At 45.3% G+C, this 24,268-nt stretch carries 18 protein-coding genes; 6 read left to right on the forward strand and 12 right to left on the reverse strand.

All coding sequences use genetic code 11. The features are described 5' to 3' along the window. Nucleotides 1–6 precede the first annotated feature (6 nt). The 3 genes from ACVBJC_RS14130 to ACVBJC_RS14140 all read left to right on the forward strand — a co-directional run bounded on the left by ACVBJC_RS14130 (nt 7) and on the right by ACVBJC_RS14140 (nt 2,116). The gene (locus tag ACVBJC_RS14130; protein WP_447161495.1) at nt 7–393 is read left to right on the forward strand and encodes a curli assembly protein CsgF; all 387 of its coding nucleotides are present in this window, start codon (nt 7–9) and stop codon (nt 391–393) included. 3 nt (nt 394–396) lie between these two features. Beyond that, nucleotides 397–1,158 carry a CsgG/HfaB family protein gene (locus tag ACVBJC_RS14135; RefSeq protein WP_447161496.1) on the forward strand — a complete coding sequence of 254 codons (762 nt, stop codon included), beginning with the start codon at nt 397–399 and terminating at the stop codon, nt 1,156–1,158. Between the two features lie 292 nt (nt 1,159–1,450). Next, the gene (locus tag ACVBJC_RS14140) at nt 1,451–2,116 is read left to right on the forward strand and encodes a response regulator transcription factor (RefSeq protein ID WP_447161497.1); all 666 of its coding nucleotides are present in this window, start codon (nt 1,451–1,453) and stop codon (nt 2,114–2,116) included. 107 nt (nt 2,117–2,223) lie between these two features. Here ACVBJC_RS14140 and ACVBJC_RS14145 read toward each other — a convergent pair whose 3' ends face one another. Further along, entirely contained in the window at nt 2,224–3,735 is a 1,512-nt protein-coding gene (locus tag ACVBJC_RS14145) for a curlin (protein ID WP_447161498.1), read from the reverse strand. Nucleotides 3,736–3,749: 14 nt separating this feature from the next. After that, complete coding sequence (locus ACVBJC_RS14150; protein ID WP_447161499.1) at nt 3,750–4,175, reverse strand: curlin; 426 nt, start codon at nt 4,173–4,175, stop codon at nt 3,750–3,752. 450 nt (nt 4,176–4,625) lie between these two features. On the opposite strand from ACVBJC_RS14150, the gene ACVBJC_RS14155 reads away from it, so the two are divergent. Next, nucleotides 4,626–7,139 carry a S8 family serine peptidase gene (locus ACVBJC_RS14155; RefSeq protein WP_447161500.1) on the forward strand — a complete coding sequence of 838 codons (2,514 nt, stop codon included), beginning with the start codon at nt 4,626–4,628 and terminating at the stop codon, nt 7,137–7,139. Nucleotides 7,140–7,241: 102 nt separating this feature from the next. Here ACVBJC_RS14155 and ACVBJC_RS14160 read toward each other — a convergent pair whose 3' ends face one another. Beyond that, nucleotides 7,242–7,973 carry a substrate-binding periplasmic protein gene (locus ACVBJC_RS14160; RefSeq protein WP_447161501.1) on the reverse strand — a complete coding sequence of 244 codons (732 nt, stop codon included), beginning with the start codon at nt 7,971–7,973 and terminating at the stop codon, nt 7,242–7,244. Nucleotides 7,974–8,520: 547 nt separating this feature from the next. Here ACVBJC_RS14160 and ACVBJC_RS14165 point away from each other — a divergent pair. Beyond that, nucleotides 8,521–8,937 (forward strand): hypothetical protein, encoded by a 417-nt coding sequence (locus tag ACVBJC_RS14165; protein ID WP_447161502.1) that lies wholly within the window; start codon nt 8,521–8,523, stop codon nt 8,935–8,937. 56 nt (nt 8,938–8,993) lie between these two features. Here the strand turns inward: ACVBJC_RS14165 and ACVBJC_RS14170 are convergent, their stop codons facing one another. The 8 genes from ACVBJC_RS14170 to cutA all read right to left on the reverse strand — a co-directional run bounded on the left by ACVBJC_RS14170 (nt 8,994) and on the right by cutA (nt 21,394). Beyond that, entirely contained in the window at nt 8,994–10,034 is a 1,041-nt protein-coding gene (locus ACVBJC_RS14170) for an aldose epimerase family protein (RefSeq protein ID WP_447161503.1), read from the reverse strand. Between the two features lie 24 nt (nt 10,035–10,058). Further along, nucleotides 10,059–11,213, reverse strand: a complete 1,155-nt coding sequence (gene galK, locus ACVBJC_RS14175) for a galactokinase (protein WP_447161504.1) — start codon at nt 11,211–11,213, stop codon at nt 10,059–10,061. A 341-nt stretch (nt 11,214–11,554) separates the two neighbouring features. Further along, entirely contained in the window at nt 11,555–12,976 is a 1,422-nt protein-coding gene (locus ACVBJC_RS14180) for a solute:sodium symporter family transporter (RefSeq protein WP_447161505.1), read from the reverse strand. A 52-nt stretch (nt 12,977–13,028) separates the two neighbouring features. Then, nucleotides 13,029–16,262 (reverse strand): glycoside hydrolase family 2 TIM barrel-domain containing protein, encoded by a 3,234-nt coding sequence (locus ACVBJC_RS14185; RefSeq protein ID WP_447161506.1) that lies wholly within the window; start codon nt 16,260–16,262, stop codon nt 13,029–13,031. Between the two features lie 60 nt (nt 16,263–16,322). Next, nucleotides 16,323–17,273 carry a TolB family protein gene (locus tag ACVBJC_RS14190; protein ID WP_447161507.1) on the reverse strand — a complete coding sequence of 317 codons (951 nt, stop codon included), beginning with the start codon at nt 17,271–17,273 and terminating at the stop codon, nt 16,323–16,325. A gap of 68 nt (nt 17,274–17,341) precedes the next feature. Further along, a complete protein-coding gene (locus ACVBJC_RS14195; RefSeq protein ID WP_447161508.1) occupies nt 17,342–19,045 on the reverse strand; it encodes a cation:proton antiporter domain-containing protein in 1,704 nt (567 codons plus the stop codon). 205 nt (nt 19,046–19,250) lie between these two features. Continuing rightward, nucleotides 19,251–21,074, reverse strand: a complete 1,824-nt coding sequence (locus tag ACVBJC_RS14200; protein ID WP_447161509.1) for a protein-disulfide reductase DsbD — start codon at nt 21,072–21,074, stop codon at nt 19,251–19,253. Then, nucleotides 21,071–21,394: a divalent-cation tolerance protein CutA gene (gene cutA, locus ACVBJC_RS14205; protein ID WP_447161510.1), complete on the reverse strand. Its 324-nt coding sequence runs from the start codon at nt 21,392–21,394 to the stop codon at nt 21,071–21,073. Before cutA ends, ACVBJC_RS14200 begins: the two co-directional genes overlap by 4 nt. A 361-nt stretch (nt 21,395–21,755) precedes the next feature. Between cutA and ACVBJC_RS14210 the strand changes: the two genes are divergently transcribed. Then, the gene (locus ACVBJC_RS14210; RefSeq protein ID WP_447161511.1) at nt 21,756–22,391 is read left to right on the forward strand and encodes an FxsA family protein; all 636 of its coding nucleotides are present in this window, start codon (nt 21,756–21,758) and stop codon (nt 22,389–22,391) included. Between the two features lie 39 nt (nt 22,392–22,430). On the opposite strand, the gene ACVBJC_RS14215 is transcribed toward ACVBJC_RS14210, so the two are convergent. Then, on the reverse strand, nt 22,431–24,239 hold the full coding sequence (locus ACVBJC_RS14215; protein ID WP_447161512.1) for a protein kinase domain-containing protein: 1,809 nt from the start codon (nt 24,237–24,239) through the stop codon (nt 22,431–22,433). Nucleotides 24,240–24,268 lie beyond the last annotated feature (29 nt).

The following is a 24,268-nucleotide window of genomic DNA, read 5'->3' on the forward strand; positions in this document are numbered from 1 at the left end:
ACGATAATGAATAACAGGATGTTAATTCTCATAGGGCTGCTATTAGCGAGCCCTAGCCAAGCAACAGAGCTGGTTTATACACCAATTAATCCCAGTTTTGGTGGCTCTGCGCTGAACGGTTCTTATCTACTCAACAAGGCCAATGCGCAAAATGACCATACGGCCGGTACGAGCGAAAAAGATTTTGTCACCCGCTTTAAGGAGTCCCTTGAACGTAACATCATGAACACCATCACGCGTGGTGTGGCCAGTGGTGAAATCACAGATGGCACCTATGACACGGGCGATTTTAGAATTGAAGTTGCATCAATTGGTGGTGGCGTTATGTTGACGATAACTAACTTGCTTACGGGTGAAGTGACCGTTATTGAAATGCCGACATATGGAGGGTAACTGATGAAATCGTTAACTACGTTGATTGTTGCACTCGGTTTGGTCGGCTGTAGTCTTATTCCAAAGCCTGAACTGAATATTACCGAAGCTAAACTTAATCCAACTAGCGAAACCATGCAGGCTTTAATGGCAAAGCCTGGACCAAAGTATCCAATCCCGGTTGCGGTCTATTCTTTTAGGGATCAAACGGGTCAGTATAAGCCTCAGCAAAATGTCAGCTCATTCTCGACAGCTGTCACCCAAGGTGCCACGTCTATGCTGGTGCAAACATTGCTTGATTCAAAGTGGTTCACTCCGGTTGAAAGAGAGGGGCTACAAAACCTATTAACCGAGAGAAAAATTACTAAAAAACAACCTGTAAAGACGAAAAAAGACGAGGTGCCTCAGCTAACCAATGCTCGACTTTTATTAGAGGGCGGCATTATTAGTTATGAAACTAATATCAGTACTGGTGGTGCTGGAGTCGAGTATTACGGGATTGGCGCATCAGAAATGTATCGTGAAGATCAAGTGACCATTTATCTACGTGCTGTTGATGTACATACGGGTAAAGTCATGATGTCAGTGTCGACAACAAAACGAGTCTTTTCTCAGGAAATGCGTGCAGGGTTGATCCGCTTTACCAGCCTTAACCGCTTAGCTGAAGCGGAAGTCGGCTTTACAACCAATGAGCCGGTACAATTTTGTGTGCTACAAGCGATTGAATTAGCGGTATCGGAGCTTGTTGATAAAGGCGTTAAGATGGGCTACTGGACGGCCGCATAAGTATTTTATATTTTGTTAATAAATGCACTGCTAAGTGAGCAAGAAAACATTTTTCTTGCTCATCTTGCCTATCAATATTTCATATTTAATATCCAATATTCAGTTTAATCTTCCGTGTATGATTTTATTTACAGGCTATATGCTTGTGCGTACCTGTTTTTGTGGCTATTTATTTCGTTGTGCGGTATTAATGTTGCAATCTTGTTGCTGACATAGGGGTTGGTCATGTTAGGGGTCTACTTTACTGACTGTCTATAGTGCAGGGAACTGGCAAATTCACGGAGAGAATTCAATGAGTAAAATCGATGAGTTAGTATTTATTCATCAGGTCGCATCGCCCTGTCACTTGGCTATTTTAGCCGAATCGATTGGTTTAAAAACCAGAGTAATCAAAAAGCCGTCAGATCTTGTGGTGGCTAAAGAATGTAATCGCTTCTATCTTGTTGCTCAAAAAGGTACAGCCCTTGATAGTAAAGGGATCCCTTTAGTTGCTGCTAGGCTCGTATCTCAGTATCCCATCGCTTTATACCAAGTTGAGCGCGACTCATTAGATCCTAAAGCTGCAATGCTGTTGGGAATTAAGGGCTTGTTGTATGCGGATCAGGGAATGGATCTACTATTAACTGGCTTGCGCAAAATGGTCGCCAATGAGCTGTGGTACGACAGAAAATTACTCAGTGAAATGTTTAATCACTTAGTTAAGCGTTTAGATAGTGGCTCTGAATCTTTGCAAGACACGGTGGTAATGCTACAAATGCTAACTGGGCGTGAAAGAACCATTATTCAGCTCGTATCAAGTGGAGCACGTAATAAAGAGATTGCTCATCAGCTTTGCATTAGTGAGCATACGGTTAAGGCACATATTTCATCGATTTTTAGAAAGACTCAGTCACGCAATAGGGTTGAGTTATTACGTTGGGCGCAAACCTACCAAAGCCAATTCGAACTCTGCTCTTAATGCTTAGATAGTGGAATGTTACTTCTGGCTTAAATTAACACTGAAGTAATATATAAAAAGAAAGGGAGCCTAAGCTCCCTTTTTTGATCTCACTTTGAAGTTATATTTTAGTTTTGCATTACCGTTGCTGTATTAAAGTCACCAGTTTGCGTAACTGAAATAGCGTTACCAGAACCTGACTGAGAACCCATTACGAGGTTATCGTTACCAGTTTGGGCAATAGTCAGCGTATTTTCTACGCCTTCAACCATAAAGCCACCGTCATCTTCAGCGCCAACCCAGTTGCCATTGCCTGTTTGATAGATAGTCGCGATATTTTCATCGCCTACAATAATGAGGTCAATCAGGTTAAGATCACCTTCTTGCGTCATTTCTACTTCAGTGTTATCAAAACCGACGACTGTAACAAGGGCTTCATTTTGGTTGCCATCTTGCTCGATATCAACATCATTACCGAAGCCTAGTACGTCGGCATAACCGAAGTTCTCATTGCCTTCTTGAGCGATTTCGATGCTGTTATCGTCGAGTTCAGTGAAGGCTACTGCAGTATTGGCGTCACCGTCAGATATGATTGAGATATCATTGTCGTCACCATACTGAGCGAATGTCGCAAAGTTACCATTGCCTTCTTGATCTAGATTCACACTGTTTTCGTCACCAAATACTTGAAACTCAGCGCCATTATTATCACCATCTTGCTCAATACGAATCGTATTATCACCACCTTGAATTTCGGCAACTAATGTATCGCCAATGGTGTTCGAGCTACCATCTTGCTCAATCTCGATGTCATTGTCGTCACCAGCGGTAAAGGCTAAGTAAGCCGTGTTACCGGTACCAACTTGTTCAATTTCAATTTCATTATCAGAACCGGCCAGCGCATATACAAAACCTGTGTTGCTATCGCCTGCTTGAGAGACAACAAAATTATTGTTATCGCCCTCAACGCCTTTAACTGCACCTAGGTTATCATTGCCTTCTTGGTAAACCTCAACGTCGTTGTTGTCACCAACATTGGCGCTAATATCCAGTGATACCATACCTGCAACGTTGTTGTCGCCGTACTGAGTGATATCACCGTCGTTGCCGTTACCTTCAACACGGAACGTGGCAAAGTTACCGTTACCATCTTGCTCAACATAGCTCGTGTTTTCAGCCCCCACGAGTTCAACAACAGCTTCGTTTTGCTCACCAGTCTGCATGACATCAACCATGTTGCTATTACCCGTCACATCAATATCAATTTGGCTAAAAAAGCCTGATTGATTGACATTCACTTCGTTGCCGTCACCTTCAATGTTTGCATCTGTAATGTGCCAATCTTCAGTTTGATTAATATCAATCACATTGCCTTCACCCGTTGACTCAACGTAGGCCTCAATCCACTCGCCATCTTGTGTGACAGTCGCTGCTTGGTCATCACCGGTCTGTTTAACGCTAGCAATATGTAGATCACCGGCTTGGCGAATGGTAGCGTCCTGACCAACAACGTCACCCGATGCGACAGTGGTTTGAATAATTGTGGCACTGTTTGCTGAATCGGCTAATGCATTGCTGCTTAGGCCTAAACTTGCTGTAATCGCTAGCGCAATCATAGTTTTAGTTGTTTGCGATCTCATTAGAGGCTCCCTGCTTAATATTGAGTAATTGTGATTGCGGCACCGTCTGCAATCTGTTCAATTGAAAAACTGGCACTTCCCAGCTGATTTATTTGTACTAAATTGTCATTGCCAATCTGGGTGATATAGGCTTGGTTATCCGTCCCAGCTTGTAAAAGATCAACTTCATTATCTTGTCCAAATTGAATGACTTCTGCTTGATTACTACTGCCAACTTGGATTAAGTCAGTGATATTTCCCTCGCCAGACTGGCTCAGACTGGCTTGGTTAAGTACGCCGACTTGCACAAGGTTAATAATGTTGTCTCGCCCTGAACTTTCGAGAAGTGTTTGCAGTGTTATGGGGAGTTCATTGGCAACTAACTCTGATTCATTGCCAAGGCTAGAGGCTGAATAGAGTGAGAGGGCAAGGATGACTCCAACTGTTTTAAAAACCGACACTTAACGCTCCTTCATTAAGATTACAAGGTGAAGCACACTTCACTTTGTGCTTGCTGGTGAGGTCTCTTTACTAGAAGTTGCTCGCCAGATAAGTTCCTCAAGTTACCCTGTTGTTTTTTTGCTGCAATAAGAAAAAGGTCTACTTATTTGAGTAGATGAAAATTCTACCAATCTGACGATAGATTATCTTTTTACTGTTGAATGCTAAGAGGTTTTGGTTTTTTTAACTGTTTTTGGGGCACTTTTTATAATGCAATGGGATTAGTAGTTTAGTCCTAATTGGTCGGCAAGCTCTTTCAAATACTGAGGCGCTGTGGCAACAATTTGATGGGTTAAAAATGCCGGATGTTCACTTTTGTTTTCAACAAGCCAAGCGTTGTTATGGGCTGGATAATGGAGTGTTTGGGGTACCGGTTCGGGAAATTTAAAGGATTAATAGGGAACCTGTTTATGTTTAAGAAACTGACACCGTTAGCCTCTGCTATCGCTGGAATTATCGCGGTTTCGTCTGCTCCAGTGCAGGCGAAAGTAGTAACTCAACACGAATATATTAAAGACTCGCTAATCGTTGTTTATAAAGACAATGCCACTCAGAGCGAGCGCGCGTCGGCTCAACGTCTGGTTAGGGCTTCTATGCGTGATGTTAATGCCGATGGTGTTGATGACCGTTTTGCTAACTTGCTTGAGGGTAAGCTGGCTAGATTATCACTTCGTCCAGGTTCAGATGTTGGGCAGGCGATCAAGATGATCAGTCGTCATCCTGCAGTAAAATATGCAGAACCTAACTATGTGATTAAGGCGATTGGTACGCCTGATGATCCAGACTTTGTGTCTTTATGGGGCATGAATAACACGGGCCAAGATGGCGGTGTAGCTGATGCCGATATTGATGCAGTAGAAGCTTGGGATGTCACCACTGGTGATAGCGCTATTGTGGTTGGTGTAATTGATACCGGTGTTGATTATAACCACCCAGATCTACAGGCAAATATGTGGACCAACCCGAATGAAATTGCTGGTAACGGCATCGATGATGATGGTAACGGTGTAATCGATGATATTCATGGTTTTAACGCTGTGAATAACAGTGGCGATCCTATGGACGGCAACGGCCATGGTACTCACGTAGCAGGGACGATTGGTGCGTCGGGTAACAATGGTGTTGGCGTTGTAGGTGTTAACTGGGACGTGAGTATTGTGGGTTGTCAGTTCTTAGATTCGAGTGGCTCAGGCTCTACGGCTAATGCGATTGCTTGTATCGACTATATGACAGATTTAAAGTTAAATCATGGCGTAGAAATTAAGGCGACGAATAACTCTTGGGGCGGCGGTGGCTTTAGCCAAGCGTTGAAAGACTCTATCGATGCCGGTGGTGATGCTGGGATTTTGTTCTTTGCTGCAGCGGGTAACAGTGCGGTCGATAATGATGCGAATCCGCACTATCCATCAAGTTATGATTCTGATGCGGTTATGTCGATTGCCAGCACAGATCGAAATGATGACATGTCTAGCTTTTCTCAGTGGGGCTTAACCAGCGTTGATATGGGGGCGCCGGGTTCAGCTATTCTTTCAACTACACCGGGCAACACGTACTCGACATACTCTGGTACATCAATGGCGACACCTCATATGACAGGTGCTGCAGCGCTAGTATGGTCTATTAATCCAGACTTAACACCGTTAGAGATGAAGCAGTTGCTGATGGATTCTGGTGATGCCAATACTGCACTTGCAGGTAAGACCGTTGCGGGGACGCGATTGAACGTAGCCAACGCGCTTGATCTTGCCGATCCCGATCCTGCTTATCGCTTTACGGTAACGCCAACTTCACAAACTGTAGAAGCCGGTAGCTCAACTCGTTATGACTTTAGTGTCGGCAGTGTCGCGGGGTGGGACGGTACAGTGGCATTAACTGTCGATGTTACGCCAACTCTTGCTGGTGTAACGTTATCGAGTAGCAGCGTAATGGCAGGTGATAGCTTTACTGTTGATGTTGCAACTGATGCTGCAGCTGCTTGGGGAGATTACACCATAACGGTTTCGGGTGATGACGGCAGCATTGTTAAGAGCAAAGCGGTTTCACTCACAGTGCTACCTGAAGGTATTCAGGACTTTACTTACTCAAATACTGATTCTGCAGCGATCCCTGATAATGATCCGGCAGGTATTGTTAGCACTATCGTGATTGCCGATGATGTTCAGGTATTTGGTGTTAACGCTAATGTGGATATCTCTCATACTTGGAGCGGCGATCTCGCCGTCACCTTAACTTCGCCAGCTGGCACTGAAGTTGTGCTACATAACCGTGAAGGTGGCAGTGCAGACGATATCGTTAAGAGCTGGGACTTGAGTGCCTTTAATGGTGAAATGGCAACCGGTACTTGGACATTGTCAGTTGATGACAATGTTGGTTCGGATACGGGAACACTCAATAGCTGGGGGATGATTATCTCTGGTGTGGGTGAGGCGGCTCCAGCTGCACCTGTCGCTGGCTTTAGCTATGCTGTAGATGGTCTCAATGTTGCCTTTACTAACTCAAGTAGTGATGTGAACGATGATATTGTTGGTTATAGCTGGGATCTGGGTGATGGTGGTGTATCGACAGAGATGAGCCCAGCTCATAGTTACGCGGCTGCTGGAACTTACACTGTATCTATGACGGTTACAGATGCTGAAGGTAATAGTGATACCGCGACGATGAATGTAGAGGTCTTTGAGCATAGCATTACAGCGGGTGTCGCACGCGCTAAGCTATCACGTCGTGGCAGTGCACTGGTCGACTTAACTTGGGATGGTGCATCAGGTGATAACGTGGTGATTTATCGTGATGGCAATGCGATAGCAACTACAAGCAATGATGGCCGTTACCGTGACCGTTTCTCTGGTGCTGCAGCATCGGTAGAATACAAGGTATGTGAAGCATCAAGCAGTCTTTGTTCTGATGTGATAACAGCAGCTTTCTAAGTTTACTTAGTGACTAATACTGTTATTTAGTTATATGAAGCGACCTTATGGTCGCTTTTTTTATGTCTGTATTTTGAGGGCTACAGCTTTAAGCACATAGGTTTAAAAGTTAACGTGGTATTTATCGAGAATGGCTTGATAGGCACCAGAGCGTTTTAAGTTTTTAACGCCTTCTGCAAATTTTTCAGCATATTGCAGGCCTTGCACATTGTGGCTAAAGCCTACATAGAGTGGAGTAGCTTCTCCTTCGCTGCCCGCAAAGCGAATAAGGTCGCTATAACCGTTTTGTTTGGCTGAGTAATCGATAACATAGCGATTGCCTAATATGACATCTACGCGGTTTTTGATCACTAAGTGAAGGTTCGTTTTTAGCGGGGTTTCCCCTGAAGTTCGAAAATGAGTTGGGTGTTGTTTAAGGTATTGGTTCAATGCGTTGCCATAGTCATACCCTAAGATAGAGGCTAGGTGTTTATCATCTAGGCTAGGGAGATCAGTAAATTGCCAGTCGTCATTGCTGTGGGTAAAGAAGTCATTGGTATATTGCCCAATAACAAGGTGATTATTATAAAGTTCAAAAGCGGCCACATGCTCACTCGTGACAGCCAGCACAGCATCAATCTTATGCTGACTTGCAAGCTTCAATGCGCGCTGAAAGGGGATGAGCTCAAACTTGACGTTGATATTCACCGAGGCAAAGGCTTGTTGGGTTAACTCGACCACATAACCTGAATCATCAGTGCAGATATAGGGGCACCATATATCTGATGCAACGATGATCTCGTCTGCGTGGGAGGAGAAGCTTACGGCTAATACGATTAGTAATCTACACTTCAAAACAATCCTATTGTTAGTCACTCTATAAGGCGAGACTAGTCTATCAAAAGTATGCCGATAAAGGGGGATATTTAGCTTATTTAGTGGTCTAAGCTTGTCATTGGGGGCGGGAAAAATAGTATTTCTCTTTTAGGCGGCACTCCTTTATGAGCGGGTTGACATGCTCTTGTCATATTGTACTTACACTATAGTGGTAGCTGTTTTATGTCATAAAAGTCGCTTGTTGTTATTTGTCGATGATTGTTGTTTAAACGGTTGATGTTGTGAGGGTTCTTAACCTAGTTTATAATTTTTTGAATTTATTGATAACGAAAAACTTGAATAACCGCTGCTTTGAACTAAATTCGATAAGAGCTGAATAATTTATGTGATTTATTTCATCTTTGAGAGTGATATTTTGTATTTACAACTATTGATATTCGGCAAAAATCTGTAAAAATACCGCTTCTGTCCCTGATGACGAAATACAGGGAAAACGGAGGTAAATGTTAGCGCAATTTGCCTCTTATTGATTTTTGTATGTGTTGATTTAAGGGCATTAACATATATGTATAAGACGACAAAAAAACCAGTATGGTACGGCGAACTAAGAACAGCTCGTGGCAATACCATTCTAATTCATGATAAACAGTTTCCTGATGCTTCTGCTGGACGTGTTTACTTCTATAACGCGACTCGAGAGTCAATTATTGAGTATGCAGAAGATATCGTTAAGCCTAACTTACATGAGCTTGATGAGCAGGCGATAGCTGAAGTTGATAAAACTTATGGCGCCGCTTGGTTTGCAGCAAGAGAAGAGTTTATGGCTAAACATCAAGGCTGGGTAGAGGCTAATAATCCTAAGGCTGCTGCTGCACCTAAAAAGGCAAAGGCTGCACCAGTCGATGATGATGAGCCTGAACTAGAGTCGGCAGGCGGTGACGATGACTATGATGATGACTGGTCAGACGATTACGATGATTAATTAATGAAAAAACAGCGCTAGCGCTGTTTTTTTTTGCTTAATGTAATTAGAAGTGACTAATTAGCTGCAACATCATTTTCAAATTGATAGCGGCTAATATGATGATAAATCTCACCAGCAGCTATGACAGCATCACCTGCAATATCCGCTTGGTTTGGTGCATCGGGGATCTGCTGAGGCTCCAAGCACACACCTTGGTACTGTTTTAGTGTCTTTTGATTTTTACCTGTAATGCCTTGTAAATGGTTAGCACCGTAAACCTGCACGCCTGGCTGATTGGTATATAGGGTCAAGCTTCGACCGCTGTAGGCTGAGCTCAGCCTACCAAACCGCTGTAATGTCGACTCACTTTGCGGTAATAAAAAGCAATGATCTAAACCTGATGTTGCAGTTAACTCCTCACGACCAATCAGCGACTGCAGTTGAGTCGGTACAGATAAGTCTAAACCGCTGCCACGGGTTTCGCAGATCCCACTAGGCACTCCTACATTATTCATTTCGAGATACTCAGTGGCATCGATTTGCAGTTGGTGCGCTAGACTTGAGTCGCTGGCATCTAAGTTGAAATAACTGTGTTGAGTCAAGCTGATGGGGCAGGGTTTATCTGAGTTGGCTAAGATTTCGATATAAAGATTGTTGCCAACAAGACGATAATCTAACTGCACATTGCAGTTTCCCGGAAATCCCATATCTCCATCAGGGCTTCTTAGACTGAGACGCACACCGTCTGGTAAAGGGCCTAGCTGCCAGTTTTTTTTATGAAATCCCTCGCTGCCACCGTGTAAGCAGTTAGTCTCTTGATTGACATCGAGTTGATACAGGTTGTGACCAATACTAAATTGGCCGTTAGCGATGCGGTTTGCATACCGCCCTGCAACGGCACCTAGATAGGCATTTTGTGCTAGATAATCTTCGGCGCTATCACAGCCTAAAACTAAATTGGCACGCTCGCCATCTCGATCTGGTGCCCATAAAGAGCGAATTATCCCGCCTAGGCTTAACACCTCAATGGCGATAGTACCGTTGTCGATGAGCAGTCGCTCAATTTGTCCACCACGTGGATCAGTCCAAGGCTCGAGGGGGCGAATACGTACCATAATTAGGTCCTGTTAATGGTTAAGCTAGTCGTCGATACGCTTGGCGCCATCGCAAGCGTTGCACAGATAAATATCGGCTTCTAAACCTGTTTTTTCAGCATATTTCTGTTCAACAATTTCTACAACAGCGTCGGTGAGCGCGTGATCGACCAAGGCGACAACACAGCCGCCAAAGCCTCCGCCAGTCATGCGAACGCCGCCATGCTCACCAATAACATTAGCGATGATTTCAACGAGGTAATCGATTTCTGTTGTGGTGATTTCAAAATCATCCCGCATTGATGCATGGGACTCTGCCATTAAACGGCTGACCTTCGCTATGTCAGCAGACTCTAGTGCCCATGCTGCATTTTGGGTGCGTCGATTTTCAGTGATCACGTGCTTTGCGCGTTTATAACAAGCTTCAGTTAATTCAGATTTACCCGCTTCAAGGCTGGCTAAATCCAGATCTCGTAGTGATTCAAGACCAAAGTGGGCAGCAGCTTGCTCACACTGCTCACGTCGAAGGTTATACTCCGAATCGACGAGGCCGCGTTGAACATTAGAGTTGATAATAATCAAGCTTAAACTGTCAGGAATACTGACCGCCTCACTGTCTAAATCGAGGCAGTCGATAAGCAGTGCATGGTCCTGCTCACCTAGCGCGCTGATCATCTGATCCATGATACCGCAGGCGCAGCCAACAAATTGGTTTTCGCCGCGTTGTGCTAACTGAGCGATGGCAAGAGGTGAGAGCTTGATTTGACTACAGTCGTTAACCGCGGTGCCAAAAGCAACCTCAAGGGCTGCAGAAGACGACAGGCCTGCGCCCATTGGCACATTACTGACAACGGCTAGATCGAGCCCTTTGGGGGCAAGACCCGAGGTGGCCATAGCGGCAGTGAAACCTTTTAAGTAGTTCGACCAATGGTTTTTAACTGGCACTCCTTCTTCACCAAATACCCACTCTTCAATTTCACCGGGAAAGGCGTCAGATACGGCGCGAAAGCGAAGGTCATCACGGCGCTTGACTACTATGGCGGTATGGAAGTTGATGGCGGCGGGTAGCACAAATCCATCGTTATAGTCGGTATGTTCACCAATGAGGTTAACGCGTCCAGGGGCACAATAAAGCTCATCAGCTTGGGTGCCAAAAGTTTGCACAAACAGTTTGTTTGCTCGCTGAGCGGGATTGGACATAATCAAAATTTCCGAATGTTAATATTTACGTTCAGTACAAAACATTGCAATAAACTGTTTAGTTTGCTGAGTTTGATTCTGGTGACCAATTTAATAACAGCGGCATACATTAAAATTTAATCTTAATGAGTTACATTTTATTGAGCGGCAATGAGGCCTGTTTTTTTAGTGACGTCAGGTTTTTATACTGGTGTCATATTGCCTTGCTCAATATCTATCTCTAGTTTTATATCATGACTTTGTAGATTGTGTAACTGAGTTTTTTTATAGCACAAAAACTCAGCAGGCAAAGGCCCCTAATGCCCTACGGTTACGCAGGGCCATTACGTTTCCGCTAACCTTTAGTCGGTTACCAATTGGCTATTTAGGCTTTGCGGCCCAAAAACAAACTTGCTCAGTGCTAGGGTCACCAATATGGTGGCGGCAAGAGTGATCGCCATCATGTGGATGAAGTGCAGCGGGCTCCATACAAACGTAAACACGGCATATACCAACACACCAAATACCAGACCTATCTTAATCGCTTTTGCATTGACATCTTTAAAGGCAAGCGCGCAGATAAAGGCTGCCAATACCGGCATAGAATAGAGGCCGTTTAATTGCTGTAGTAGTGAGATGATGCTGGCTGACTGGGCAAATACTGGAACTAAGCATAATGAAATAAGGGTGAAGACTAATGCCACACGGGTACCAATCTTACGCACATCAGCATTCGGGTTGATGTAGTTTTGATGAATATCACAGGTATAAAGTGCAGCTGCTGAGTTTAAGCATGAGTTAAATGAGCTTAATACTGCCCCCGCCATCACCGCAGCAAATGCGCCAGACATCCAACTTGGTAAGATGTCACCGACTAATTTTCCGTAGGCCACATCACCCACATCACCATACAGCTTATAGGCAACAAGTCCGGGCAATACCACGATAATAGGAATGATAAGCTTCATGACGACTGCGGCATAAAGGCCTTTTTGCGCTTCTTCAACTGACTTTGCAGCCAAGGCTCTTTGGGTGATAACCATATTGGTTCCCCAGTAGAAGATCTGAATAAAGATCATGCCTGTTAGTAAAGTGGGCCAGGGAATATCTGATTGGGCGTCACCAATCAAGGTAAGGCGTTCAATCGGGATCCCTGATAGATCCCAGTTGACGGCATTAAGCGCTAGATAAGAGACCACGACCCCCATGAATAATAAGCCAATACCATTGAGGCTATCTGAAATCGCGATGGCTCTTAGGCCACCAAAAATGGCATAGATAGCGCCGACTACAGCAAAGATCACGGCCAACACTGTCACTGAAATAGATAAGCCAAACATCGACTTCATAAATAGTGAGCCGGTATACAGTACTACAGGGAGTAAGATGAAGGCGTAGCCAAGCATAAACAGCACCGACACCATGGCACGGATCCCTTTGTCTTGATATTTGCGCTCAAGCAGCTCAGTGGTTGTGGTGCAGTTGTATTTGTAATAGATAGGGATTAACCACTTAGCTAGGATTATCAGACCCACTGCTGCAGCAATCTCCCACCAAGCAACGATTAAGGTTTGCGCCCCATTCATTCCCACAATCTGCTCGGCACTGATGTTGGTCATCATCAATGAGCCTGCCACGACAACCCAGCTTAAGCCGCCGCCAGCAAGAAAATAGTCTTTGCTATCACTGGTGTCGCGAGTGATGTTTCGGCACTTTAGGTAGGTGATTAAGCCTACCAAGGCGGTTAAGCCAAAAAATATAACGAGTTGAATAGTCTGTTCCATGATGATCCTTCACTGCTATTTTAGTTTTAATATCCGTGTGTAACTCATTGCTTTAGGGTTGAGTTCTAGCTTGTTTGGCAATAGTGCCTTGAGCATGAGTTGGCGCAAGGCTAAAGCCAAACGACATAGCCTCTGGCGCGATACGATAGGGGGTATGCACGGGGCGCCCCCATGATGTATCTCCCCCCACTCCCATCTGCTTGTAATCGATATTCCAGGTGACAAAGTTGCGTGTGGGGATCTCTGCACCATGGTTGGCAGTGACTGGCACGAGTCCTGATGCTGACCCTTCGGCATCGCCGTCTCTAAAGTCGATATCGGCTTGAGAAAATGGCCATAGGCTGGTTTGCAGTAATTCTTTTTCCATAGTGGTTTGGGCAAGCAAGCCTGTACCTTTACTGTTTGTCACTGCCACATAACGTACGTCGGTGCGTTGTCCTGTTTCTTGTGGTCTAGAGTAACGATGGAAGGTTTTCTCAATGGGGAGAACATACCAAGCAACAGGGTTCCCCGTTTTTCTATCGGCGTAAGTCTCTTCAGGGCCGCGGCCAAAGTAGTGCATAAAGCGCATCTCAAATGGCAGCTTAGCTGAGAAGCCAAATCGAGGCAGGTCGGCAAGCTCGATATCACCGGGGGTAAACTGACTATTGACTAACAGTTTACCTTGCTGGCTCACGCGATAACGGGTTTTTAAAGTAAAACCCAGTGTAGGGTGCTGGTGGCTAACATCCAGAGCCGGTGCGTTGCCACTGATATAGTTGATGGAGGCTAGAGTTAACTCTGCAGCCGCATCTTGCCACATATCGGCCCATTTAGGCATTTGGTTACCCAAGTCGTTATCTGTTGGGGCGCGCCAGAAGTTAGGCATGAGAGGGCTATCGAGTAGTACTGTATCATTGGCTTTAACTTTGCTCAGCCAACCATTGCTTTTAGCGATGAAATACTGGCTGTCACCGTTTCCTAATACCCAGCTGTCGTCCGACTCTTCAATAGCATCAATCGTTTTTACGCTCACAGCTTTAGGCGTGTGCAGCTCAAACTGCTCAAAGGCTATAAGGTGATCGGTGGGCAACATAGGTTGCGGTGTATCGACTTTTACCTCTAGTAAAAGCTGATACTCGAACTCTGGTTTTTGCTGCATGAGCTCAATCGCGGTCTTAGATAAGCTAAAACGAATCGCTTTACTGGTGTCGGCTTTGATGTGTGGAAGTGCTAATAAGCCGTCAGCCACAGATTGACCATCTTGCTGCACTGTCCAGACTAAGTTTAACCCTTGCGTGTCGATAAAGTCATAGCGATTTTTCAGGGTGAATTCGACGTTTTGCTGCTTAATACTCAATCCTGTCAGCTTAAATGGCTGATAGACTTTTTTCACTTCAGATAGGTGGGGGTGTGGATTTCTGTCTGGATCCACTAAGCCATTATTAAGAAAGTTACCGTCGGTAGGCATGTCCGGGTGGTAGTCTTTGCCGTAAGCCCAATAGCGCTGGCCATTGTCATTGGTAAAGGCCAGAGACTGGTCGACCCAATCCCAAATAAAGCCACCTTGCAGCTGAGGATATTGGTCTATCACGTCCCAGTAATCTTGTAGGTTACCGACAGAGTTGCCCATCGCGTGAGCATATTCAATCATGATAAGTGGTCTATCTGTATGCGCCTTCGCGTACTTTTCAATGCGCTCAATCGATGGGTACATCGGGGCAACGATATCGGTATAAGCATGTTGCCCAGCGGGTTCATATTGCACTGGGCGGCTCGGATCGCGCTGTTTTATCCAGTCATAGAGGGCGGCAAAAAGTTTGCCTTCTCCGGCTTCATTACCGAGTGACCAGATGATGATAGAAGGATGGTTTTTATCACGCTCAACCATGCGTTCGACGCGAGCCTTGTGGGCGGGAAGCCAGCTCATCTCGTTACCAAGTTGAGTCTCCTTATCTATCGCTAATGGATGAGACTCAATATTGGCCTCATCTATCACATATAGACCATATTTATCGGTGAGACTTAACCAGTAGGGATCGTTTGGATAGTGGCTTGAGCGCACCGCATTGATGTTGTTTTGCTTCATCAAGCGGATATCGGTTTCCATGCTTGCCCGGCTCACTACATGGCCGGTATCGGGGTCGGTTTCGTGCCTATCGACGCCGCGAATCGTAATCGCTTTGTTGTTGACTAATAGCTGACCCGCTTTTATCTCGACACGGCGAAAGCCTATCTGTTGACTGCTAGCTTGCAGCAGTTTTCCTTGGCTGTCGTTAAGGCTAACAATCAGCTGATACAGGTTTGGGGTTTCTGCGCTCCAAAGTTTGGGAGACTTGAGGGAGAAGTCGAACTGTTGGCGCTGCTGTTTATTAAGTTTAGTGATATCTTGTTCACCGCTGCTGACTTCAACGCCTTGAGGGGAAAGTAGTCGATAGCTGAGGCTGACATCTTTGGCTTTTGCATGGTTTTCAAGTGTTAGCTTAAGGTTAACCTCGGCGTTATCTAAAGCGTTTGAAAGTTGATACTGCGCGTCAATATCGCTTATACGCTGCTTTTCGGTGGCATAAAGGTATACATCGCGCTCAATACCACTGACTCTGAGCATATCCTGGCTTTCTAAGTAGCTCGCATCACTCCAGCGGATAATTTGTAAGGCCAGTAAGTTTTTTCCTTGGGTCAAATAAGGAGTGATATCAAATTCGGCTGGCGTTTTGGCGCCTTGGCTATAACCCACTTCTGTGCCGTTAACAAACGCAGTCAGTGCCGACCGCGCTGCGCCAATGTGCAAGAATACTTGCTTATCTTGCCAGCCGTTAGGCAGGCTTATTTCACGACGATAGCTTCCCGTCGGGTTATGGTCTTCTGGCGCATCGGGCCAAGTCGTAGTAAATGGATAGCGCTCATCTAAATAGATGGCATGGCCAAATCCTTGGGTCTCCCAGTTACCGGGCACTTGAATGCTCTGCCAGCCCTCAAGATTAGTATCAGCTTGAGCAAAATCCTTGGGAACACTAAAAGGATTTTTAGCGTAATGAAACTGCCACCGACCATTAAGATCGAAAAAGTTACTGCTGTCTTTAGGCTGATCTTTTAGCGCGTTGGCTAAGCTCGAATAACCAAAAAAACTGGCATGCGCTGCTTGTTTGTTTTGCTCAAAAATCTGATGGTTTTGCCAGCGCTCAGGGGGCGCGCTGGCATAGCTCACAGGGCAAACTAAAAGCGCAAGCAGAGCGGTCAATAGCGAGCGGGCTGCAGCGTTATTACGGGGCGATGGTAAGGGCTTTATAAAGGGATGATTTTTCATTATTTATTATTCTATTGTCGTTATTGTATTTGTATTTGGGTCTTTCTTGTTATGTGCAGGCTATTTTCGCTGCCAAACTATCGCTAAATGCTGATTGTCGGGGCTAATGGCTATCCTTGAGGCGCTTAGGTAATCAGCATTGGGTTGCGGGATTGGGCTAATCAATTGCCAGCTTTTATTGCTCGATTTATCCCAAGCAACTAACTGGCCATTATCGATGTTAAACAGCCAGTTATTCTGACTCCAGGCATAGTCTTCACTGGCAGTATTCGAGAGTGGGATCAATTGGGTGTGGCTGTTATCTTTTGGTGAGAAGCGCTTAATGACTCGGTCGCCATCTAGCTGTTTATGTAGATAACTAAAGGCTTCATCATTAGGAATGGCATGGATACTTCTGCCAACATTTGCGACCACAAAATGACGTTCATCGGCGGTTTCGCCATTGGGTTCAAAGTAGAGACTGTAGGCGTATCGAGCCCAAATTAGCGTGCCAAGATCTTGCTTAATTGCGTAGTAACCCGTTGGAATTAAACTGTTGATAGCACGTTGGCGTGGGGTACTGTCTGTTTGTTGCCATACACTTTGATGGGGCACGCCTTGCTCGACCACATAATTAACTTGGTTGTTTTCCGCAGCTGTTTTAAAGGCTTGGGGAGAGAACTCGCTTTGCTCCGGGGTAAATGTGAGCTGCGTTATACGATTGTCGGCTATTTGGAACTGATAAATATCATTGTGGCGAGCAGAGGCTTGCGGGCCCTCACTTGGTGCGGCTTGCCTGTCTGAGGTGAAGAATAGCTGTGAGCTATCTGGTGTAAAGCTTGGCTGATTATCGTAACCGTCTCGCGCAGTGACTGGGCGACCTTCTGATACTGTCCACCCTTGTTGATTATCTTGGTAATTAAGTTTGTAGATCCAGATATCAAACCCAGCGGCAAAGGCGCTGCTGGGGACAAGAAGTAGGGCTGTTAAAAACCCATAACCCGCCAGAGTAGTATTATTATTTTTTGGCATTGTATGTTAGTGGTCATCTTATACTCGATAACAAATAACATACGCTATAATGCGGATAATGTATACAATCAGCTCTTTTGCGACATTTCCACTGACTCAGCCTGGTTTTCATGCTTGATAATATCTCCCGCATCAGGGTTATCAGCTTCATTTTTACGATTGATGGCATCTGGATTATCTGGTGCTGCGCCGCCAGGAGTGAGTAGCTCTTTGACCAGGTGTTCAACTAAACCCGCACCTGCCGCCTCATAGAGGTTATATACGCTATGTACGCCAGACTCGCTAAGTGATTGAGCATCTTCTTTATACTTAACGATGGCGCTTAGTTTACCTTGGTAATCATGTAGCTTTAATTGCTCCACCGCAAACAGGTTACCCACGTGATGAGGCATGGTTAGCAAGACTAATTCGAGATTAGGTGCTCTGTCTAATTTTTCCCAGAAGTCAGTATCAGAGGCATCACCTTGCACCACGTTTCGGCCTTCATTTATGTGGAAGTCTACCAGTTCTTGTTTGTGCTCAACCCCTAATATTTCGCCATCGTAACGGGCTCGAAGCTCATCATAAGCACCTGAACCAATCCGCCCCATACCTAAAATTAAAAAGCGTGGATTGCCGACAGGAATAGGTCTATCTTCCGGGTGTAGAGGGTGTTTTTCTAACGGCTTGAGCCTGCTTTGAAACTTCTGATATAAACGGCTAGAAGCGGTATTGAGCGGCGCGGCAAACAGGAAGCTAAAGCTGAGTGCAACGGCGAGAATAACCATCCATTGTGGCGGTAGCCATCCCTTTGAGGTCGCAACCGCTGCGACAATTAAACCAAATTCGCTGTAGTTACCTAAGGTAAATGAGCTCATTAGTGCGGTACGAGAACGCAGTTTAAAGTGGGTTAGCAAGTACATAAATAGGACGACTTTAATCGGCACGACAAGGACTAAAATTGCGGCCAAACCGATGTCGGAAAAGGTGGGTAAACCATTTAGGCCTACCGTTAAGAAGAACGCGACTAAGAATAACTCTTTAAAGTAAAACAGTGATTTAGCCAGCTCTGATGATTTAGGGTGCCCCGCCAGTAAAATACCAATGACCAGCGCACCCAGATCTGGCTTTAACCCGACGAGCTCAAATAGGCCAGCGCCCATGACGAGTGCCATCACCAAGCCAAATAGGACTAGTAGTTCACCGTGTCCAACACGATCGAATGCTTTATATATGAGGGGTTTTGCCAGCGGCAGTAACAGTAAACCTAGCGCCCAATATGAGGGGATATCCCCTTTAGATATGGTTAAGAAAGCAACCGCGAAGATATCTTGCATAATCAAGATACCAATAGCCACTCGGCCATAAAGCGACTGCATATCACCTTTATCTTCCAATATTTTTACCGCAAAAATGGTACTGGAAAAACTTAATGCAAAGGCAAGTAACGCAAATTGTTCTATCTCTAATCCTGTGAGCTGCTCAAGCCCTAATAGGCCGAGCAGTTTCAGTAGTGGGATAAAGAATAGCATAGAGCCGATTAGATGCAGGCTGGAGCCGGCCCAAACCTCCGCTTTAAATAAGCTGCGTAGATCTAACTTAAGACCAATGGCAAACAGTAGAAGGGTGACACCTAGATTGGCAAGTTGCTCCAACATAGGCAAGCTGGACTCTTCAATACCAAACAGAAACAGCACAAATCCCGCAACAAGATAGCCAATTAAGGGGGGCAGTCCCACGCGGCTAACTAACATGCCGCAGGCTAAGGTGATAATGAGTATAGCGGGTTCCATGATGCTCCTTTCTTTATAATATGTACCCAAGCCATTGGATACAATGATGCATCATTGTATAAGAAATTTATGAAGTTGAGCTGAAAATTGTGAATAAATTTAATGGTTATTTGCGGTGTTGTGAGCTAGGGAAGCTTAAAAAGAAGCCCCGATTATTAAAGATAAACGGGGCTTCTAAAGATAAGGTTTAATTTGCGCTAACGGCTTAGTTAACTAAGTGATCTAAATGCTCTGCAAATGCTTTCGGTCGCATAAAGCCTGTAACTCGCAGGTCGTCACGAATTACGCCGTTTTCGTCAAACATTAACAAAGTCGGTAAACCGAGTATGTCGTAGTACTCCAGCAGCTCAATATCAACCGCATCGTTTTTGGTGACATCAGCTTGTAGCAATACCATTTGATCCATGCGTTCAATGACGAGTGGATCTTTAAAAGTGATCGCTTCAAACTCTTTACAGGCCACGCACCAGTCAGCATAGAAATCGACCATTACCGTCTTGCCTTGTGCTGTTGCAGCAGCAACTTCAGTATGCAGGTCTAGGAGTGACTTTATGCGGGTAAAACCGTGATTTTCAGCTGTGCTATTAGTGGCAACATTGGTGTTGCTGCTAAAACCCAGCTTGGTCATTACCGCTTGCATGCCATATGAGAAGCTAGCGAGTAGCGCTAACATCAGTAGTACTGAGCGAGTGGTTTGCTTCCAGTTAAACTCGGTAAGTTTGTTCTGGTGCATAAGATAACCGACTAAAGTAATTCCCCAGATTGACCAAAGTAGATCTGAGATAAAGCCTGGCCAAATTCGACCTAGCATTACAATCGATACCGCGATGAGTAGGAAACCAAAGAAAGTCTTGATGATGTCCATCCAGCGACCAGCTCTTGGTAGAAGTTTTCCGCCAGAGGTACCAATAATCAGCAATGGCAGACCCATACCCATACTCAACACGTACAGGGCTAAGAAGCCTTGTAGTAGATCGCCCGTTTGCGCCACATAAATAAGCGCACCAGACAGTGGCGCCGTGGTACAAGGTGATGCCACAAGGCCAGAAATAATGCCCATGACGAACACGCCTATGACATTGCCACCTTTTTGGTTGTTAGAGAATGAGTTCATCTTTTCCTGCCACTTAGCAGGCAGTTTCAGGTCATATAGACCAAACATAGATAAACTTAAAACAAAGAAGAGTATTGCTAACACAATTAGCACTGCAGGGTGCTGCAATGCTGCTTGATACTTCATGCCCGCAGAGGCAACGATAAGGCCTACTAGCGAGTAGGTGATTGCCATACCTTGAACATAAACCATAGAGAGGCTGAAGGCTTTTGCGGTAGAAAGCTTCTTACCTTGGCCAACGATAATGCCCGACAAAATGGGGTACATAGGAAAAACGCAAGGCGTAAGCGCAAGGCCGATACCTAAACCAAAGAAGATCACTAAGGTCCACATAAGGCTATCTCCTGACAGCATAGCGCTTAAGGTATCTTGTTGAGTAATTGGGGCTTTTACGCTTTCATTGGCTGATGGAGCGGCACCAAGTGCTTTATCTGTATCACTAAGCAAGCCGTCATTAGCGGCGACTTCAGTTAGCTCAGCCGTTTTTTTAGTTGGCGGAAAACAGAGTTTACCTTCGGCGCAGCCCATAAAAGTGACATTGAGTTTACTGCCAGCTGTGGCTTCTTTAATCGCGACAGGCATCTCGACGTAAGAGTAGTAAACCTCTTGCTCGCCAAAGTATTCATCGGTGTGGGGTTTGCCCTGAGGTAGCACGACTTCGCCTAAAACGGCACCGTCAGCGGTTTCAAATTTAAGTTTGTCACGGTACATATAGTAACCGTCGGCAATGACCCAGCTAATTTTTACTTTGTCGCCTTGCTGTTTAAAGTCGAACACGAATGCTTGATCGACAGGCATGAGCTCAGGTTCACCCTTTAAAAAGTCAAACTTATTGCTACTGAAAATACCGTCGGCGTGTGCCAATGGCGTGAGCAGTAGTAGTGAGGCTAAAAACAGGTTGATAATTCTTTTCATGGCTGTGTAGTTTCTTTTATCCAATCAAAATAGGCTGGCAGTCCTTGGGTTACAGGAACTGCAATTAGCTCGGGTACATCATAGGGATGCAGCTTAGAGAGTGTGTGCTCTATCGCACTGTAATGCTGCGCTAAGCATTTAATTTGCAAACTGAACTCTTGCTCTTCACACAAGTCTCCTTGCCACTCATATACGGAGGTGATCCCTTGAGAGATCTGTACACAGGCAGCAAGCTTATTTTTAACCAGCTCACGGGCAAGGGTTTTTGCTTGCTCCTCGCTGGGGCAGCTGGTGATCACTAACAAAAATTCGTTTTGCATTAAACTATTTCTATTGTCCAACAGATTAAAATTGTATTAAGCCAACTATTGTATAATGCCAATCAAGGTTCATTGGCTATCAATATGGCGAATGGCTATAAAAAGCGAATCGATACTTTACGTGTTTTACCTTAGGCTTGCATTAAGGCATCGCTAAAATAGTGATGCCAGTAGTTTTTGCTTACAATTACTCGCCTAATTGCGGCACCAGTTAGGATTTATACTCTCTATATAGCAGTTTAACGGTCGTTAATTACAGACTAACAATAGGTGATCACGGTCTCCCAACAGCTAGCTACTTGAAAATAGACCGAGTAACCCCAATTTAGTTTTCATCACCAGCAAAAAATGTGAGGTCAGTGTGTTTTTTATTTTGTTATTAATTTTTGTTTTAGTTCCTGTGATGGAGCTATCAGTACTGATCCGCGTGGGTGAGGTGTTAGGTAGTTGGACAACGGTTGCATTAGTTATTTTTACAGCCGTCGTTGGGGTGTCTTTGGTGCGCAGTCAAGGTATTAGCACCTTGATGCAAGTGCAGCAAAAGCTGGCCCGTGGCGAGGCGCCAGGTCAAGAGATTGTTGAAGGCATGATGTTAGCGGTAGCAGGTTTACTCTTGCTGATCCCAGGTTTTGTAACTGACTTTCTTGGACTAGTACTGCTCACACCATTTATGCGAATTCCTGTCGCTAGGTTCTTCTATAAACGTATGCAGCTCAAAGTGCAGGCGAATGGTGGCTTCCAGTCAGGTTTTGGCCCCGGATTTGGTGCTGGAATGGGGCCTCAAGGGCAAAACCCATTTGAACATCCATTTGAAAATAAGGGCGGCCAGTCGCCTTTTGATCAAGGTAATACCTTCGACGGTGACTTTGAACGTAAAACCGACCCAAGTGATAAGCGACCTGAAAGCCATCAAGTAAAAGGAACGACCTTTGAAGGTGAAACGGTTACCAGTGACAGTGATAAAGAATCTGACGATAAACCACAGCCAAAACCTTAATAAGTAAGGCATAGATTGTTATTGATCGCTAGTGAGTTACTAGTGGTCTAACTGCTTAGGATTACGGGGGTAAAAGCGGTCACCGCGGCGTTCTATTAGGTTAAATTTACGGGTGTTTTTATAGGGCAGCTTCATAAAGCCTGACACCCCTTTGCCCTGAATTTTATCCACATGGGCTAAGATCCTATCCAAGCTGGCACGAAACGCTGCCTGTTTTCTCGGATTAAGTAATCGCAAGTAGCTGTGGATCTTCATATGATTAGGCAGCACCTCAAAAATAATACAGCCGGTATGGTGGATCTGATTTATCCAGCCAAGTTCGGTCATAATCTCTTTCGGTAGCTCTAGGTTTTCCTCCGGATCGCGACCATCTTCAAAGTAAGAATGTAGCCGTGATTTGTCTTCAAGCGATGGCACATTACCCACCTCAAAGGGGAGCTGTTGATCGCAACCCGTCACAAATGGTTGCGTGCTGTCTTGGCGTTCAATGTGCAAGGTGTCGCGGGCATTAAAGAAGCAGGCTTTAAATACGCCAATGCGACGAATGCCACGAGCGAGTGTCACCATATTGTTGACGGCAACCGTAATGGCATGTTTTTGCTCGGCCTTATAAATAGCCAAATTGGAGTCGATAAATACGCCGGTTTCACGCCAGTGGATGGCTAAGCCACCTACAATGGCATATTGGCTTAAGCGGCCAACTGCCGCAATAAAGCCTTTTTCGGTATCGCCCATTCCAGCCATAAAATTACGGTAGTATTTCTCTAACTGTAGGTCATCCATTTTGGCTATTGGATCGTCGCCATTATGCTCCTTCAAGAATGACTTACGCGAGCTGTAGCTAACGGTCTCAACTTCTTTGTCTCTGGGGAGGATCCAGACAGGGATCTCGGCAACGAGCGGCGTGGTGTCAATTTCTGGTAAGTGCATACGGTGACTGTGAGCCATGCTTTTTAAAAAGTAGTCACCGGCTTTTTTTCGTTGCTGTGGGTCATCGCTGAGCATGCCATCTAAGGTGCGCGCTAGCTCTACTGGCAAGCCGATACTGGTAGCGGGGATGACTTTACTACCAAAGCGACTGGCCTGGCCCGACGCTAAAGCGTAAAGGGTGGCTGCAACGCCTTGTTCATCAAACCTCGGGCTAGAGAGGGCGCCGTTAAGTTGCTCTTCGCCAATAAAATACACGTCTCCCATACGGGCATTGGTATGTTGTTGATCGCTGGACATTAAGTCCATCACATTGCCGTTAACGGGATTACCTTGAGTGTCACGCTGTGCAAATACAGCAGAGCCCCAGTCAATCAGCGATAGATGTTGAGTATGAATGTCATAGACGAGGTTTGACGGTTTGATATCGCCATGAATGAGCGGTCTACCATGGTGTAGATATTGTAAGATAGCCGCGAGTTGGCGGGCTATATTCATCACCATGGCAACCGGTAATGCGCCTACTCTTACACAAAGTTGTTCAAGGTCCTCACCTGGAGCACGGGCCATGACCAAAATCCCTTGCTTACCTACGTGTTCAAACTTTATGGCTGGTGGCACGTTAGGATGGATGACCTGAGAAAGCATAAAGGCTTCTTCTTCAAGCCTATCTTGAATATGCTGAGGCAGAGTTAACCGAGAGAACTTAAACACATGAGCCTCGCCCTGCTTATTAACGCCTGCAAACACAAAACCATAGGCGCCTTTACCCACGAGTTCTAAATCTTTATATCCCAACTTACTTAACTGCTGTTTACACAGGCGGATCCAGGCTCTGTGTTTACGGGCGTCATTGGCACCAAGCAGATAAACAGATTGCTCTTCTGAGATGTAAAAGTGTTGCAGTTCTGGTGTTTGCAATGGCGTCCCCTTCTTCAGTGAGTTCCATT

Source organism: Shewanella sp. 0m-6 (assembly GCF_052977325.1).

Excerpts from the sequence above, each read along its gene's own strand:
- ACVBJC_RS14200 (WP_447161509.1), bottom strand. The coding sequence starts at position 21,074 with ATGAAAAGAATTATCAACCTGTTTTTAGCCTCACTACTACTGCTCACG.
- ACVBJC_RS14165 (WP_447161502.1), top strand. The coding sequence starts at position 8,521 with ATGTATAAGACGACAAAAAAACCAGTATGGTACGGCGAACTAAGAACA.
- ACVBJC_RS14130 (WP_447161495.1), top strand. The coding sequence starts at position 7 with ATGAATAACAGGATGTTAATTCTCATAGGGCTGCTATTAGCGAGCCCT.
- ACVBJC_RS14135 (WP_447161496.1), top strand. The coding sequence starts at position 397 with ATGAAATCGTTAACTACGTTGATTGTTGCACTCGGTTTGGTCGGCTGT.
- ACVBJC_RS14195 (WP_447161508.1), bottom strand. The coding sequence starts at position 19,045 with ATGGAACCCGCTATACTCATTATCACCTTAGCCTGCGGCATGTTAGTT.
- ACVBJC_RS14185 (WP_447161506.1), bottom strand. The coding sequence starts at position 16,262 with ATGAAAAATCATCCCTTTATAAAGCCCTTACCATCGCCCCGTAATAAC.
- ACVBJC_RS14140 (WP_447161497.1), top strand. The coding sequence starts at position 1,451 with ATGAGTAAAATCGATGAGTTAGTATTTATTCATCAGGTCGCATCGCCC.
- ACVBJC_RS14145 (WP_447161498.1), bottom strand. The coding sequence starts at position 3,735 with ATGAGATCGCAAACAACTAAAACTATGATTGCGCTAGCGATTACAGCA.
- ACVBJC_RS14180 (WP_447161505.1), bottom strand. The coding sequence starts at position 12,976 with ATGGAACAGACTATTCAACTCGTTATATTTTTTGGCTTAACCGCCTTG.
- galK (WP_447161504.1), bottom strand. The coding sequence starts at position 11,213 with ATGTCCAATCCCGCTCAGCGAGCAAACAAACTGTTTGTGCAAACTTTT.
- ACVBJC_RS14155 (WP_447161500.1), top strand. The coding sequence starts at position 4,626 with ATGTTTAAGAAACTGACACCGTTAGCCTCTGCTATCGCTGGAATTATC.
- ACVBJC_RS14170 (WP_447161503.1), bottom strand. The coding sequence starts at position 10,034 with ATGGTACGTATTCGCCCCCTCGAGCCTTGGACTGATCCACGTGGTGGA.
- ACVBJC_RS14190 (WP_447161507.1), bottom strand. The coding sequence starts at position 17,273 with ATGCCAAAAAATAATAATACTACTCTGGCGGGTTATGGGTTTTTAACA.
- cutA (WP_447161510.1), bottom strand. The coding sequence starts at position 21,394 with ATGCAAAACGAATTTTTGTTAGTGATCACCAGCTGCCCCAGCGAGGAG.